Annotated in this window: 17 protein-coding genes; 7 read left to right on the top strand and 10 right to left on the bottom strand. The window is 64.4% G+C overall.

The features are described from left to right. Positions 1 to 58 precede the first annotated feature (58 nt). From MKK62_RS13380 to MKK62_RS13395, 4 genes are all read left to right on the top strand, one after another. Entirely contained in the window at positions 59 to 310 is a 252-nt protein-coding gene (locus MKK62_RS13380) for a cell division/environmental response transcriptional regulator (protein WP_240260613.1), read from the top strand. Positions 311 to 559: 249 nt separating this feature from the next. Next, entirely contained in the window at positions 560 to 661 is a 102-nt protein-coding gene (locus MKK62_RS13385) for a 30S ribosomal protein bS22 (RefSeq protein ID WP_003402602.1), read from the top strand. Between the two features lie 69 nt (positions 662 to 730). Continuing rightward, the gene (locus MKK62_RS13390) at positions 731 to 1831 is read left to right on the top strand and encodes an SDR family oxidoreductase (RefSeq protein WP_240260612.1); all 1101 of its coding nucleotides are present in this window, start codon (positions 731 to 733) and stop codon (positions 1829 to 1831) included. Between the two features lie 19 nt (positions 1832 to 1850). Further along, positions 1851 to 2918, top strand: a complete 1068-nt coding sequence (locus MKK62_RS13395; protein WP_240260610.1) for a lysophospholipid acyltransferase family protein — start codon at positions 1851 to 1853, stop codon at positions 2916 to 2918. On the opposite strand, the gene MKK62_RS13400 is transcribed toward MKK62_RS13395, so the two are convergent. The 10 genes from MKK62_RS13400 to MKK62_RS13445 all read right to left on the bottom strand — a co-directional run bounded on the left by MKK62_RS13400 (position 2919) and on the right by MKK62_RS13445 (position 12058). Further along, a complete protein-coding gene (locus MKK62_RS13400) occupies positions 2919 to 3791 on the bottom strand; it encodes a cyclopropane mycolic acid synthase family methyltransferase (protein ID WP_240260608.1) in 873 nt (290 codons plus the stop codon). 34 nt (positions 3792 to 3825) lie between these two features. Beyond that, entirely contained in the window at positions 3826 to 4338 is a 513-nt protein-coding gene (locus MKK62_RS13405; RefSeq protein WP_240260607.1) for an FAS1-like dehydratase domain-containing protein, read from the bottom strand. A 42-nt stretch (positions 4339 to 4380) separates the two neighbouring features. Continuing rightward, entirely contained in the window at positions 4381 to 5310 is a 930-nt protein-coding gene (locus MKK62_RS13410; RefSeq protein WP_240260605.1) for an HAD family hydrolase, read from the bottom strand. 68 nt (positions 5311 to 5378) lie between these two features. Next, the gene (locus MKK62_RS13415; protein ID WP_240260603.1) at positions 5379 to 5642 is read right to left on the bottom strand and encodes a hypothetical protein; all 264 of its coding nucleotides are present in this window, start codon (positions 5640 to 5642) and stop codon (positions 5379 to 5381) included. Further along, on the bottom strand, positions 5639 to 7819 hold the full coding sequence (locus MKK62_RS13420; protein ID WP_240260601.1) for an ADP-ribosyltransferse: 2181 nt from the start codon (positions 7817 to 7819) through the stop codon (positions 5639 to 5641). Before MKK62_RS13420 ends, MKK62_RS13415 begins: the two co-directional genes overlap by 4 nt. A 3-nt stretch (positions 7820 to 7822) precedes the next feature. Continuing rightward, positions 7823 to 8113: a WXG100 family type VII secretion target gene (locus MKK62_RS13425; RefSeq protein WP_286670859.1), complete on the bottom strand. Its 291-nt coding sequence runs from the start codon at positions 8111 to 8113 to the stop codon at positions 7823 to 7825. Then, entirely contained in the window at positions 8106 to 8417 is a 312-nt protein-coding gene (locus tag MKK62_RS13430) for a WXG100 family type VII secretion target (protein ID WP_240260599.1), read from the bottom strand. The genes MKK62_RS13425 and MKK62_RS13430 overlap by 8 nt, the downstream gene beginning before the upstream one ends. 57 nt (positions 8418 to 8474) lie before the next feature. Further along, positions 8475 to 9392, bottom strand: a complete 918-nt coding sequence (locus tag MKK62_RS13435) for a hypothetical protein (protein WP_240260597.1) — start codon at positions 9390 to 9392, stop codon at positions 8475 to 8477. Between the two features lie 12 nt (positions 9393 to 9404). Continuing rightward, positions 9405 to 10673 carry a DUF5631 domain-containing protein gene (locus MKK62_RS13440; RefSeq protein WP_240260595.1) on the bottom strand — a complete coding sequence of 423 codons (1269 nt, stop codon included), beginning with the start codon at positions 10671 to 10673 and terminating at the stop codon, positions 9405 to 9407. A 905-nt stretch (positions 10674 to 11578) separates the two neighbouring features. After that, entirely contained in the window at positions 11579 to 12058 is a 480-nt protein-coding gene (locus MKK62_RS13445; protein WP_240260593.1) for a hypothetical protein, read from the bottom strand. Between the two features lie 245 nt (positions 12059 to 12303). Here MKK62_RS13445 and MKK62_RS13450 point away from each other — a divergent pair, with 245 nt between their 5' ends. The 3 genes from MKK62_RS13450 (at position 12304) to hemC (ending at position 14945) form a co-directional block, all read left to right on the top strand. Next, a complete protein-coding gene (locus MKK62_RS13450; protein ID WP_240260591.1) occupies positions 12304 to 12564 on the top strand; it encodes a glutaredoxin family protein in 261 nt (86 codons plus the stop codon). A 97-nt stretch (positions 12565 to 12661) separates the two neighbouring features. Next, positions 12662 to 14005 (top strand): glutamyl-tRNA reductase, encoded by a 1344-nt coding sequence (locus MKK62_RS13455; protein WP_240260589.1) that lies wholly within the window; start codon positions 12662 to 12664, stop codon positions 14003 to 14005. 13 nt (positions 14006 to 14018) lie between these two features. After that, positions 14019 to 14945: a hydroxymethylbilane synthase gene (gene hemC / locus MKK62_RS13460; protein ID WP_240264162.1), complete on the top strand. Its 927-nt coding sequence runs from the start codon at positions 14019 to 14021 to the stop codon at positions 14943 to 14945. The last annotated feature ends 8 nt before the right edge of the window (positions 14946 to 14953 follow it).

The raw sequence follows: 14953 nt of genomic DNA on the forward strand, positions 1-14953 counted from the left end.
GTGGGTGCCAGCGGAGGGGAAGCCGCTGGGACTGCAGGAGCCTGACGATTGGGTTGCGATGACGTCTATGAACGGGCCATCGGCTGGCGGTAAAGCGGGACGAGACGCAGGTTCCGTGGACGGCCAGCAGCCCCGGACGCAATTCCTGACCGTTGCGGAAGTGGCAGCACTGATGCGGGTCAGCAAGATGACGGTCTACCGGCTGGTTCACAACGGTGAACTGCCCGCGGTGCGCGTCGGCCGGTCCTTCCGCGTGCACGCGAAAGCCGTGCACGACATGCTGGAGAGCTCGTACTTCGACGCCGGCTAGCGATCGACACTCCTCGAGTGTGCTTTCGCGGCGTCCAGCGTGCCGTCAGGGTGACGCGTGTCGGCGTGTCGTCGCCCTGAGTGCCCGCTCGACGGCTTTGGTGTTCGACCTACCCCCCCGGGTAGAGTAGCCAGGTTCATGCATCTGCCCGGCCGCGTCGGCCCTGGGCAATCCAGACCGCGCGACGACGATGCGGGACGCACAGCGTCCTGAGGAGGAGTCGGGCAATCCAGTACAGATAGCGGAGTTATGGGTTCAGTAATCAAGAAGCGCCGTAAGCGGATGTCGAAGAAGAAGCACCGTAAGCTGCTTCGCCGCACGCGGGTCCAGCGCAGAAAACTCGGCAAGTAACCCTTCTGCTGCGTGCTGCCGTCATGCGCGGCCGATGCCCCGCTGGCTCGAGATCGTTAGGCTGATCACGTGGACTCGTCTGGCGGTCAATCAGGTTCCGGCGCCGACACCCCGCACTATCCGAAAGTTGTCCTGGTCACAGGCGCGTGCCGATTTCTGGGCGGCTATTTGACCGCGCGACTGGCGCAGAATCCGATGATCGACCGGGTTATCGCCGTCGACGCCGTCGCGCCCAGCAAGGACATGTTGCGCCGGATGGGCCGCGCCGAGTTCGTCCGGGCCGACATCCGCAATCCGTTTGTCGCGAAGGTGATCCGCAACGGCGACGTCGATACCGTCGTACACGCAGCCGCCGCGTCATTCGCGCCGCGGTCGGGTGGTGGGGCGGCCCTGAAGGAAATCAACGTGCTCGGCGCGATGCAGTTGTTCGCCGCGTGCCAGAAGGCGCCGTCGGTGCGTCGCGTCGTGTTGAAGTCGACGTCGGAGGTCTACGGGTCCAGCCCGCACGACCCGGTGATGTTCACCGAAGACAGCAGTAGCCGTCGTCCTTTTCGCGAGGGCTTTCCCAAGGACAGCCTCGACATCGAGGGCTACACACGTGGTCTCGGCCGGCGTCGGCCTGACATCTCGGTGACAATCCTGCGGCTGGCGAACATGATCGGTCCGGCGATGGAAACCACATTGTCGCGCTACCTCGCGGGTCCGTTGGTTCCGACGGTGCTCGGCCGCGACGCGCGCTTGCAACTGTTACACGAGCAGGATGCGCTCGGCGCGCTGGAGCGTGCGGTGATGGCGGGCAAGCCCGGGACGTTCAACATCGGAGCCAGCGGGATCATCATGTTGTCGCAAGCAATCCGGCGTGCGGGTCGAGTTGCGGTGCCAGTACCGGGTTTTGGTCTCGCGGCCCTGGATTCGCTGCGCCGCGCCAACCGCTATCTCGAGATCAACCGAGAGCAACTCGACTACCTGAGCTATGGCCGAGTGATGGACACCACCCGCATGGAACAGGAACTCGGATACCATCCCAAGTGGTCCACTGCGGAGGCTTTTGACGATTACGTTCGTGGACGAGCTTTGACTCCCATTATTGATCCCGAATGGGTACGCTTCATTGAAGGTCGGGCCGTAGCAGCACTGCAGCGCTTTGGTCCCCGAGCCAAAATCAATTGACGCGGGTGAGGTATTTCCTATGGCGGGCGACTCGAAAGCCAAAGTCATTCCGCTGCACGGCAATTCGACCCGCGCAGCGGCACAACGCCGTGCCGGGCAACGCACGCACAGCACTCGCCAACATCCGTCCCTGCTCACGGAGCCCGACTCTCGTGCCTCCGCCGACGAGATCGCCGCTGTCGTACGCGAAATCGATCAGCACCGACGGGGCGCGAGTGTCCGCTCAACGGCTGACAAGCCCACCAACGAACTCGTGCAGAAGGTCAGCTCCGTCGCCGATTTTTTACGGCAACGGCTGGCCGGCGATTACCGCGTCGACGATTTCGGGTTCGACCCGCACTTCAACGACGCGATCGTTCGGCCACTGCTGAGGTTCTTTTTCCGGTCGTGGTTCCGCGTCGAGGTCAGCGGCATCGAGCACTTGCCCGACACCGGCGCCGGCCTGGTGGTGGCCAACCACGCTGGCGTGTTGCCGTTCGACGGTCTGATGGCGTCGGTCGCCGTGCACGACGAACATCCCGCGCACCGCGATCTGCGCCTGCTGGCCGCCGACATGGTGTTCGACTTGCCAGTGGTCAGCTCGGCCGCCCGGAAGGCCGGCCACACCATGGCGTGCACTGCCGACGCACACCGCCTGCTGGCCGCCGGCGAGCTGACCGCCGTGTTCCCCGAAGGCTACAAGGGGCTGGGCAAGCGCTTCAAAGATCGCTACAAGCTGCAGCGGTTCGGACGCGGCGGATTCGTGGCGGCGGCCCTGCGCGCCAAGGCGCCGATCATCCCGTGCTCGATCGTCGGGTCGGAGGAGATCTACCCGATGCTGACCGATGTCCGGCTGCTGGCGCGGCTGTTCGGGTTGCCGTACTTCCCGGTCACGCCGCTGTTCCCGCTGGCCGGTCCGGCCGGTCTGGTGCCGCTACCGTCGAAGTGGCACATCGCGTTCGGCGAGCCGATCGACACCGCGCACTACGAGGGCGCAGACGCCGAGGACCCGATGGTCACGTTCGAGCTGACCGACCAGGTGCGCGAGACCATTCAGCAGACGCTGTATCAGCTGCTGGCCGGCCGCCGCAATATGTTCTTCGGCTGATTACTCGGCCGGCTTGACCAGGGTGAACTGGCAGACGTCGGTGGCGCCTTCGCGGAACAGCTCGGCGCAGCCCTCCAGGTACTTCATGTACCGCTCGTAGACCTCTTCGGACTGAATCCTGACGGCATCGTCCTTGCGGGCCTTCAGCGCCTCGGCCCAGAGATCGAGGGTTCGCGCGTAGTGCTCGCGCAGCGGCTGGACGCGGGTCAGCTGGAAGCCGGCCTTGGTGGCGTGGTTTTCGACGATCGCGACCGTCGGCAGCCGGCCGCCCGGGAAGATCTCCCGCATCATGAACAGGGCGAACCGTGCCCTGGTTATCGTCATCTTGATGCCGCGGTCTGCCAGTTCCTGGTCGCTCGGGACGACGATGGTGTGCAACATCATCGTTCCGCCAGCAGGCAGCGCGTCCCACGCCATTTTGAAGAAGTCGTCGTACCGCTCGAAGCCGAAGTGCTCGAAGGCGCCGATCGAGACGATCCGGTCGACCTTCTCGTGGAACTGCTCCCAGCCGTTCAGCCGGACTTCCCGGGAGCGCTGGGTGTCCAGCTCGTCGAACGACTTCTGGACGTGCTCGGCCTGATTCTTCGACAGCGTCAAGCCGATGACGTTGACGTCGTACTTCTCGATGGCACGGCGCAGGGTGGCCCCCCAGCCACAGCCGACGTCGAGCAGCGTCATGCCGGGCTCCAGGCCCAGTTTGCCCAGCGACAGGTCGACCTTTGCCCGCTGAGCTTCCTCGAGCGTCATGTCGTCACGCTCGAAGTAGGCACAGCTGTACGTCTGAGTGGGATCGAGAAATAGCTGGTAGAACTCGTCAGACAGGTCGTAATGCGACTGAACGTCGTCGAAATGTGGCGTGAGGTCAGTGCTCATCGGTCGAAATCCCCCTACAAGGTTCCGGCTGACCCTAAGCGCCAGCGCGGATAGAAGCAATTGCCGCGATCGTCGCCTCGGCGTTGGCGTCGGGATTCGACGACTCGCCAAGCATGGTGACGATGCTGGTGATGATCGGCTCGCCGTCGGCGTCTGTGACTTCGCTGCGGATCTCCGCGATGACCGTGCCGTGCGACTCGATGACCGAGTCTAGGTAGGTGTCGAAGTACAGCCGGTCGCCGGCTTTGATCGGCCGGTGGTAAATGAATTTCTGGTCGCGGTGCAGTACCCGGGCCAGATTGATCGGGATGTCGAACTTGGTGAAGACATCCAACTGGACGCGTCGTCCTGCGACCGCAAGGAAGGTCAGTGGCGCCACGACGGCGTCGTAGCCGTACTCCGTGGCGGCTTCTTCCGAGTGGTGAGCAGGGTGGTCGTTGCTGATCGAGTCGGCGAACTCGCGGATCTTTTCGCGTCCGACCTCGAAGTAGTCGGGGTACCGGTAGTGCGTGCCGATCAGGCCTTCGGTGCCTGCGGGCAATGACATGCGCTGCTCTCCACTCTTACGGGTGTTCAGCGGCGCAGCCTATCAGCGAGATTGCCGCCTAGATGCCACCGCAGCCAGTGCGCCGCCCGCCGCGCCCAGTGCCAGAGCCGACGGTACGCCGATGCGGGCCGCCTTGCGGGCGGTCCTGAAATCGCGAATTTCCCAGCCGCGTTTGCGCGCGTAGTCCCGCAAGGCGGCGTCGGGATTGATCGCTACGGCGGTGCCGACGAGCGACAGCAGCGGCACATCGTTGTAGCTGTCAGAGTAGGCGGTGCAGCGCCTGAGGTTGAGGCCCTCGCGGATGGCCAACGAGCGCACGGCGTGAGCTTTGCCGGGTCCGTGCAGAATGTCGCCGACCAAACGGCCGGTGAAGATCCCGTCGACCGATTCCGCGACAGTGCCCAGCGCCCCGGTCAGTCCGAGGCGGCGGGCAATGGTGATTGCAAGCTCGTAGGGCGTGGCGGTGACGAGCCAGACCTGCTGGCCGGCGTCGAGGTGCATCTGCGCCAGGGCGCGGGTGCCTTCCCAGATCTTGTCGGCGATGATCTCGTCGTAGACCTCTTCGCCCAGCTGGGTGAGCTCGGCGGTCGACCGGCCTTCGATGAAAGCCAGTGCTTTGCGACGACCCGCGGCCACGTCGTTGCTGTTTTCTTTGCCGAGGACCTGAAACTTGGCCTGCGCGTAGACGAATCCGAGGACGTCGCGATACGTGAAGTACTTGCGGGCGGCCAGCCCGCGGCCGAAGTGGATCAGCGACGAACCCTGCACCAGCGTGTTGTCGACGTCGAAGAACGCTGCGGCGGTCAGGTCGATCGGCGGCTGCTCGGGCCCTGGCTCCTCGTCGGCTTGGACGCCTTCGAGCGCCCGCTCAGCGCTGGCGTTGGCGGCCGCCGTCTCGAATTGCTGCTCAGCGGGGTCAGGTTCTGCGTTCGGGCCGGGTTCGACAGTGCCCGGGCCGCCGGGAGCGGTCACGGTTTCACATTATCCGTCCCCGCGGCGTTGGGTCAGGTTGGTCGACACGTCTGGCAGACGGGTTGCGCTCACACTGGAGTGCCTCGGTTGCTGCCGGGTTTCTGCAAAAGCAACTCGTCCCGCTCGTGGCGACGGCACGCCTCGACAAACTGAATCGCCGCGGTTCGGTCGCTAGAGAACTCTTCGAACTGAGCGGGCGTGAGTTCGTAATATTCTTCGTAATCCACAACGCCGTTGCTGACGGGAATCGATACGTAGTTGCGGCCCGACGTGGATTCGACACCCAACGAATACCGGTCTTCCCGCGAGAAATAGGTGTCCTCGAACTTCATGAGAGATCCTCGTATTCGTAGATGACGGTGACACTGTAGCCGGGCTCCGGGACCCTTCCACCGTCGATAACGGCCTCGGACGCGCCGTCGGGCAACTTGCCGCCGGGAATCCACTGATCATTGGCGCCAGCCTCATTGCCAGATGGCACGCGTAGGTCGTAGTCATCCGGATGACCGATATCAATTCGGACAATCTTGGTCGAGTCGAGAAAGCCGTCGACTAGACCAAGGGCCTTCTCCATAGCGCGGGGGTCACCGCGCGTCGCTTCAATCAGCGCGTCAGCTTCGCTCCTCGGCATGACGAACGATGTCCCGTCTCGCTGCGCGATGCCGTACTTATCGAGGTTGCTCTCCGGCATGAATCGAGTTACGCCGTCGTGGAATTGGTCCAGATGCTGCTGGATGTACTCGGGGGATAGATATTCACTTGGGTCGGGACGGCTGCCCTTCGGCATCGCGAGAATCTCGTCGCGTTTCGCGTCCGTCAAGCCATGCACTGCCGCGTCGTCTCCGCCGGCCGGAGGGTGTGCACTGCTCTGAGCTGGCGGGTGAGCCGTATGAGGACCGACGGCTCCGGGTGGCGCGCTCGCCGGCGACGTGGGCACGGGCGGAACGGCGGCGTGTGACGGCGATGGTGGGACCGACTCGCCCGCTGACTTCGGCTCTACGCCCGCCGGCGGCTTCTGAGTAACGGGGCTTTTCGGCTCGGTGACCCCGTAGGGCGGCAGCGGACCCTTGGTAGTGGGAGCGGGAATCGGTTGAGCCGCTTTAGGTGCCTCAGTTCGCGGCTGGTCATTACGAGGCGGTGGGTTGTCGTGAGGGGCGGGGTTCGGCAAGCGTCCCGGTGTGGGTATATGAAGCCCTCTCGGCGCTTCTGCGGCATCCTCCGCGACGCGGCCGAGTCTGGACAATTTCGACAAGGCGCCGCCGGGCAGCGCTACCGTTGCCACGTCGAATAGCGTCTCGCCCGCTGCCGTAAACGGGTCCGTGCCCCAGTCGTCCCAGTGGACAATGCCTTTGCCGAGCTCTTTCCACGACTCTTCGGCTTTCTGCTCGCCGTCAGCGCCGGTGAGCGCCTCCAGCTTCTCGACCGCACCAGACACGGAGTGCCAGAAACCTTTTGGATCCACGACAGCACGGAGCGGATTGAAATTCCACAGACCTTTGACGGTGCTTTCCGCTTCTCGTAGAAAGCCGCCGCACGCCCGCCCGAAGTTGTCGAGCGCCCGGCCGATGTCGGTGGCATGCAGGAAGTGGTCCCACTCCTTCTCGGCATACTGTGCCATGGTGGAGAGAATCGCTTCCGCCTCGTGGAGCGCAGAGGCGATTTGTTGCCCCAGGGCATGCACTTCGGCGGTGAACTGTTTTACGACGACACGAATGTCGTTGGCTATCTTCTTGATTTCGTCTTCGTCCTCGTCAGTGAGGAACTCCCACACTTCTTTGATCCCGGTCAGCGGATTGCAGATGCGGGACAGCAAATCGATGATTGCGGCATGGACTGTGTCGATCTTGGCTGCGTAGGTCGTTAAGTGGGTGGCGACCGTCGCACACTGTTGCAAGATTCCGGCTGCGCAACGATGGGTTTCGGCAAAGGCGGCGGCGATCGCCGGGCCTTCGGGAATCTCTTGCGCGCCAATGACGCTCATTGGCCCGACCGTGCCGAGTATCTCGCTGACCTCAAACTGGGTCCCAGCGGTCGTCCACGCCGCCGCCGCACCGCGCAGCTTGGCCGAATTCCCCGTCGGCCAGATCATCCCGATGTAGTTGGCCACCCAGCCCCAACCCGCCGGGACTCCGACGCCGTGGCCGACCGACGACGGCGCCGATCCCGACGCGATGGCACCGGTTCGATGAGGCCCCGGCAGCGGTTGACCGTGGCCTGAGATATCTGAATTCGCTTCTGCGACAGAGTAGTTGTGTGCCGATACTCTGATGCCATCACCCAAACGGCACAATCCGTTTCGGGTAGTCGCCATGGCATCGAGCAACTTGGACGCCGAACTGTCATAGGCGTGGCCGAAGGACGCACCCGCCGGGTCGTCGCCGGACATGCCGTGGCACCCAGCGAGCGCCGTGGTCAACGCCGAAACGGCGGAGTCGAGGCCTTGGCCGACCGAAATGACCTTGGCACCAGCACTATCCAGCGCCCTCGGATCGACCGCAAGCGGTGCCATGGCTCAGGACCACATGGCAGAATTCGTCGCCATGGCTTGGGTGTAGTTGTGGTGTGCGGTGGCGCCGGCAGCCTTTAGTTGGCTCAGTGCTTGCCGCATCGTCGATTCGCCCGCTGACCAGTGTTTGTGTGCCTCTGCGTGTGCTGCCGCCGCTTGGCCCGACCAGCTCTGGTGCAAATGAGCTACCAACGAGTCGATTTCAGCAGTGATGCTTTCGGTATGCGTGAGGTAATCGCCCATGCGCTCTATCGCGTCGGCGAGCGCATTGGGATTTACGCTGAAGGCGTCAGTCACGGTAAAGTCCGTTCAATTCCTGCGCCGACGCCTCCTCGTTAGTCTGAAATTCAGCGCCCGTCGAGCCCACGGCGTTGGCCATAATCGACAATCCCTTTTGCACTTCGCGGGCGCCCTGATGCCACGAATCCCATACTGCGGCGTAGGCACCGCCCGAGCTGCCCTGCCAGCCGCCTAGGAGATCGCGAACCTGATTGTCCAGCTCGACCAGTCGGATTTGCAGGTCTTTCGCTGCGCTTGACAAGGCTTGTGAGACAACGTGCATCGCCTCAGGTTGAGCCCGAAGGACGGAACGCTCGGCCATAGCCGTAAAGCTAGAGGTCTCGCGCGAACAGCACAATTCACCCCTGGCCGCAGGGTGCTAGGCCTGTTTGCGGCTGTTGTCCTCTTCGTCGTCGTCGCGCTTGTCTTCGGGGACAAGGAGGCGACGGCTGGCTACCGGCTTGCCCGCCACTCGTTTGACGACCTCGGGTGCTGCTTGTGGGGTGGCGATCCGACCCTGAACGGGTGCGCCGTTCTTCACGGTCGGGGGAACGATGCGCTTCGTGTCGGCCTTGCTGTCGCTGCCACCCGCGGCGCCATGCGCTGCGCCCGGCGGCATCATCGGCATGCCACCACCCATCGTTCCGCGTGCCCCGGCGGCGGAGTCCGGCGCGCTCGGCGGTACGACAGGCGTCTGGGACGAGGCTGGAACAGTCCCGGCCGACGGAGTTGGCGGTGGCCCAAGGGTTCCCGCCGGGGTGGTGCCGCCCGCGAGAGCTGCCCCTGCCCCGGCTCCTCCTGCCCCCAGCCCGGCGCTCCCGGCGCCGAGAGCATCACCAAGTGCGTCGGCGGGCACCGATGCACCGATCCCCGCGCCCTGACCGGCCTTGCCGAGAGTGCTTGTCAGCTGCGAACTGATCTGCGACACCTGTTGCATGGCTTGGTTCAGTGGTTGAGTCAGGCCTTGGAGAAGTCCGCTGAAGGTTTGCATCACCTGTTGAGGCAACTGCTGGACGGTGCCCATCAGCTGCTCTAGCTCTTTGCTCGAATTCTCCTCATTGGCAGGAAATTTCGTCATGGCATCGCCAGTTTGCTGGCCGCGCTGAGCATGCTGAGCTTGGGCGGCGGCCAGATCGGCCGGGTCGCCGACGTTGCCCGCGAGGCCCAACGTCGCAAGCAGCTGACTCATCAGGGAGCTTCCCGAGGCGATCTGGTCGGGTGTCAGTGGCGGCGGCGGTGGCATGCCGTAGGCGTGCGCGAGTTGACTCAAGACGATTTGCAACTGCTGCGGGTCCATCGAATTCTACTCCTAGGGCACGCGATTGAGTGCCTGAAACCAGGCGAAGTGGTAGTTGGCACCGATCGCGTCCTTCGCGACAAGTGCGTCGATCGCCGCCAATAGCTGCCAGTTGGCGACCGCCGCGCTATCGATGTCGTCTGGGTACGAGCTGATCACGCCTTCGCGAAGTTTTGTGAGATGTTCGTCGAGCAGCTGGATTTCGATATCTAATACACCGGTGTCGGCCAATGCGGCTCTGGCGATCGTATGTGCCATTCGCGGCAGTCCGTCGCGGTAGTTGGTTGCCTGTCCCAACTCCCAGCCCAAGTCATCGACGGCACGAACTCGCCTAGGCCGCAACGATGTTGGCGTGGGTTCGATTTCCTCATCGGGCTCGGGGAGGTAGTGCAGCGGGGTGTAGCTAGCCGAGGTCTCGACCTGGCCGAGCAACGCCTCGAGGTCACCTCGACGGTCGGCGGGCTCGAGCAGGGTCACCACCGACGGGATTAGGATGCCTGGTGGAACCCATCCGCTCGCGAGATCGGTTATGAGCACAGTCGTTCCGTCTGCGCGGTCCCCGGCTACCCAGCGGAGTCGCGGTTCTTGGCGAGCGACGAAGTCGACGATGCGTTGAAGTCGGGCATTTGCGGTCGCTTGCGCAGATGTGGCGCCGGCAGCGGCACCGCCAGCCGTTGCCACGACGGCTTGCTCGCCGATGCTGGCCGGTGCGGGGGGCGCGGTCGGCGCGCTTGCGGGCTGACGAATCACCGCGGGTTGCGAGAGAGCGCTCGATCCGGCCGAAGGGCTTACCGGCGCTGACGTCGGGGAGTAACTCGACGGGCTCGACGTCGCCGCGACGGGACTGGACGGGACGGTGGGTGTCGACGCTATTGGCGTGGGCGGCCTGATGTCTGATCCGTAGCTCGGCAGGGGACCGACAGGTGGCGCCGCGGCCGAAGCGGCAGCGGCGGGCGAGGCCAAATACGGCGTATTCGACTCGATCACCGGGCTCGGGGTGCTGCTGACAGGTGGCGCTGCGGGCGGGGTCGGCGCATCGAACGCGGGGGCGTGCGCCGCCGACGGCATCGTCGAGGCCGGCAGATCCGAGATCGCCTGAGTAGGCAGTTGAGGCTGAACCGGGCTTGTCACCGGCGGCATATTGTTCAGCGCGGCCGGCATCGGTGCGCCCTGGCCCAGGCCTGGGTTCATCCCTTGCATCAACCCGCCGGTCTGGGGAACGGATCCCAGTGTCGGCGGGCCAAAAGCGTTGGTGGGCGTGCTATTTGCCAGGCCGGTCATGGGAAGGGATGAACTCGTGGAGGGTAGGGCGGGTGATACAGGGGCTCGCAAATTAGGAGTGCCCATACCGGACGGAAGCGCTTGCGGCTCAGGGCCACCAAGATGGGTGGGTTGCAGGGGTTGAGAAGTACCTAGGGCAGCCGGAGGGGACTGCGGAGCACTCTCTCCGAGGTGCGTACTCTGCTCTGTTGGCGGAACGTTCGAGGGTAAAGGACCTTGTGGAGCGTCCTCTCCAAGATGTGTCTTTTCTGCCGGTGGCGGCGGGGCCTGAGGTGGCCCGCCTTGACCGAGTATGTTCTTAACTTGCTCTGTAACTTTTTGTTGGTTCGGGGATCCCAACATGCGTGTGGTATCGATCCCCTGCTGTTGGGCAAATTGTCGGGCACTCAGAGGGATTCCCCGCTGGTCTAGAACTTTCTGGATCGCTTCGAAGACGGTTTGAGTGCTAGGTGCAGCAGCGCTGTTTGCCTCTTGCTGACGCTGCATCACCACCTCCACAATCTTGCCCAGCTTGATAGGAGGCAGATCCTTCGATTGCTGGATCTGGTTGATCTCCGCCTTGCCCTCGGAAGCGATCGTTTTGAGCCGGGAATTCAAGTCGCTCGCGCAGTGGAAGCCTGATGCGTGCGAATTGCTTATCACGCCGTTCGTGTCGGCGACATTTTCCGCTTGATCTGCGCCCCACTTGAACGTCTCGCGGAGGCCGTCGGCAGTGATGCCCTTTTGCACGTCGGGACTCAATGACGACGTTAGTTGCTGGCGCAATTGCTCTGAGAAATTTCGCCAGACGGCAGAGGTCATCTGACGCTTAGTCGATGAGGCATGGACTAATCCCAGGTCAGTTTCTGGGGTGTACCAGTGACCCACCATGAGGTTGAACCACGGATCGACGTTGCTTGACGCCATTACTTGCACAACTCCAGGGCGTGGTCGAAGCCGGAGTTACCCTCTTTGATCAAATTCGCTTGGGCCGGATCATCGTTTCTTAAGCCAGCCAGGTAGTTCTCGCCCAGATCGAGCAAGATTTGCGAGAGATGACGGATCGAATCAGCGATCGCCTCGGGCGTGGCGGCGTCCAAATGATCGCGTAAATACCAACCGCCCGCAATGATTGCGAGTCGTGAATCAGCGGCTTGAGCCTCCGCCATAGCAGGGTCATCGCTCTGATGCGATTGTGAGCCCGAGCCAGCGTGCTGCGTAACGCCTTTGTTCACGACATCCAGTGCCGCACACGCCTTTGCCTTCGCGTCGGCGATCTGCTGCTCGGTATACGTCGGGGTGCTCGGAGAGGCCTTTGTCGCTGGCGGCGGGGGCGTCGGCCGAAACCAGCCGACAATCGCCAGACCCGTCGCGATCACGGCAATCGCAAGCGCGGCGTAGGTCAATCCGCGCGACTGGCCCTTGGCAGGCGCGGGTTGCCACAGCGGCGGGCCCGGCTGAAACCCGGTCGGCGCAGGCGGAAACCCAGCTCCAGGCCCGTGCATAGGTCCGCTCGACGGATTTTCCGACATGGTGCGATGTTATCGCTGATCACCGATTCCGGTATTCAGCTTTTGTCCGCCGAACGTCGTCGTCGGATGCGCTTTTCCGCGTTTTCCATCGGCCTGCCCGCCCTGACAGACTGGGCCCCATGAGTCGTCGACAAGTGCAGCTGTTGACCCGCGCCGGCTGCACGATCTGCGACGGAGTCCACGCGCAGCTGAAAAAGCTCGCGGCCGAGCTCGACTTCGACCTCGAAACCACCGACGTCGACGCCGAGGCCTCGACGGGCGACACGTCACTCAGAGCAGAATTCGGCGACCGGCTTCCGGTGGTCCTGCTCGACGGCCGCGAACACAGCTACTGGGAACTCGACGAACCCCGGCTGCGCTCAGATCTCGCCAACGGGTGACTTCGCCGTAAATTTGGTGGCCTTTCAGGTAACCGACTACGGTGGATAGCAGTCAATTCACCGGTGTTAGCAAGGGAGCAGGCCAGGTGATCCAGCCGTGAGCGTCCTGCTCTTCGGTGTGTCGCACCGCAGCGCGCCAGTCTCCGTCCTCGAGCAGCTCAGCACCGACGAGTCCGAGCAGATCAAGCTCGTCGACCGGATCATGCAGTCACCGCTGGTGACCGAGGCGATGGTGCTCTCCACATGCAACCGCGTCGAGGTCTACGCGGTCGTCGAGGCGTTCCACGGCGGACTGTCGGCCATCGGCCAGGTCCTCGCCGACCACTCCGGCATGTCGGTGCCCGACCTGACCAAGCACGCCTACGTCCGCTACAGCGAGGCCGCCGTCGAGCACCTGTTCGCCGTGGCCAGCGGCCTGGATTCGGCGGTCGTCGGCGAACAGCAGGTGCTCGGGCAGGTCCGGCGCGCGTATGCGGCCGCCGAGGTCAACCGCACTGTCGGCCGGACGCTGCACGAGCTGGCTCAGCGCGCGCTCGCGGTGGGCAAGCGGGTGCATTCCGAAACGGGTATCGACGCGGCCGGCGCATCCGTCGTCTCCGTCGCGCTCGGCATGGCGGACACCAGGCTCGAAGGCCTGCAGGGCAAGACCGCCGTCGTCGTCGGCGCCGGGGCCATGGGCGGCCTGTCGGTCGCCCACCTGACTCGGGCTGGGATCGGCCGCATCTACGTCGTCAACCGCTCCTTGCCGCGGGCGCAGCGGCTGGCCCGCAAGCTGCGCGAATCCGGCACCGCCGCCGAGGCATTGAGCTTGGACAAGCTGTCGACGGCGCTGGCCGATGCGCACGTCGTGGTCAGCTGTACCGGCGCGGTGCGCCCGGTGGTGTCGCTGGCCGACGTGCACAACGCGCTGGCCGCCTCTCGCCGCGACGACCAGCCGCTGGTGATCTGCGACTTGGGCATGCCCCGCGACGTCGACCCGGCGGTTTCCGGACTGCCCGGCGTCTGGGTGGTCGACATGGACCGCATCCAGCGCGAGCCGACCGCCAAGGCCGCCGCGAAAGACGCCGACGCCGCCCGCCACATGGTCGCCGCCGAGGTTGCCACCTACCTGGCCGGCCAGCGGATGGCCGAAGTGACTCCGACCGTCACCGCGCTTCGTCAGCGCGCCGCCGACGTGGTCGAAGCCGAACTCTTGCGTCTCGAAAATCGGCTTCCCGGGCTCGAGGCCGCGCAAAAAGACGAAGTCGCCCGCACGGTCCGCCGTGTCGTCGACAAGCTGCTACACGCGCCTACCGTGCGGATCAAGCAGCTGGCCAGCGCACCAGGTGGAGACAGCTACGCCGAAGCGCTCAGGGAGCTGTTCGAGCTCGACCAGACCGCCGTCGACGCCGTCGCGAATGTCGGTGAATTACCCACTGCCTCAACGGATTTAGCAGAGTAGCCGCTTGCCCGACGTGATCCGGATCGGTACCCGTGGTAGCTTGCTGGCCACCACCCAGGCCGGCGCCATTCGCGACGCTTTAGTGGCCAACGGCCACCCGGCAGAACTCGTCATCATCAGCACCGCTGGCGACCAGTCGCACGAGCCGATTGCCGACATCGGCGTCGGCGTCTTCACCGCGGCGCTACGCGAAGCCATCGCTGCCGACGAGGTCGACATGGCCGTTCATTCGTACAAGGACCTGCCCACCGCGCAGGACGAGCGATTCGTGATCGCGGCCATCCCGCCACGGGAAGATCCCCGCGATGCGCTGGTGGCCCGCGACGGGTTGGTGCTGGGAGAGCTGCCGGGCGGGGCAGTCGTGGGCACATCGTCGCCCCGTCGGGCCGCGCAGCTTAGAGCACTGGGTCTCGGTTTGGAAATTCGCCCCCTACGAGGCAACCTAGACACCAGGTTGAACAGGGTAAGCAGTGGTGATTTGGACGCGATCGTGGTTGCTCGGGCGGGTCTGACCCGACTCGGACGTCTCGACGACGTCACCGAGACGCTGGAGCCGGTGCAAATGCTGCCGGCGCCGGCTCAAGGAGCTCTCGCCGTTGAGTGCCGAGCTGGGGATTCCCGGCTCGCGATTCTGCTGGCAGAGCTGGACGACGCCGACACCCGCGCGGCCGTCACGGCAGAGCGTGCCCTGCTCGCCGAACTGGAGGCGGGTTGCTCCGCGCCGGTGGGTGCGATCGCGGAAGTGGTCGAGTCCATCGACGAGGACGGCCACATCTTCGAGGAGCTGTCGCTGCGCAGCTGTGTGGCGGCCCTGGACGGATCCGACGTGATCCGCGCGTCCGGGATCGGCAGTCCGGATCGGGCACGAGAGCTAGGGCTCTCGGTGGCCGCCGAGCTGTTCGACTTGGGCGCACGGGAAGTCATGTCGAGCGCGCGATAACCCACGCG

This window comes from Mycobacterium paraterrae (assembly GCF_022430545.2).
GTDB lineage: Bacteria > Actinomycetota > Actinomycetes > Mycobacteriales > Mycobacteriaceae > Mycobacterium > Mycobacterium paraterrae.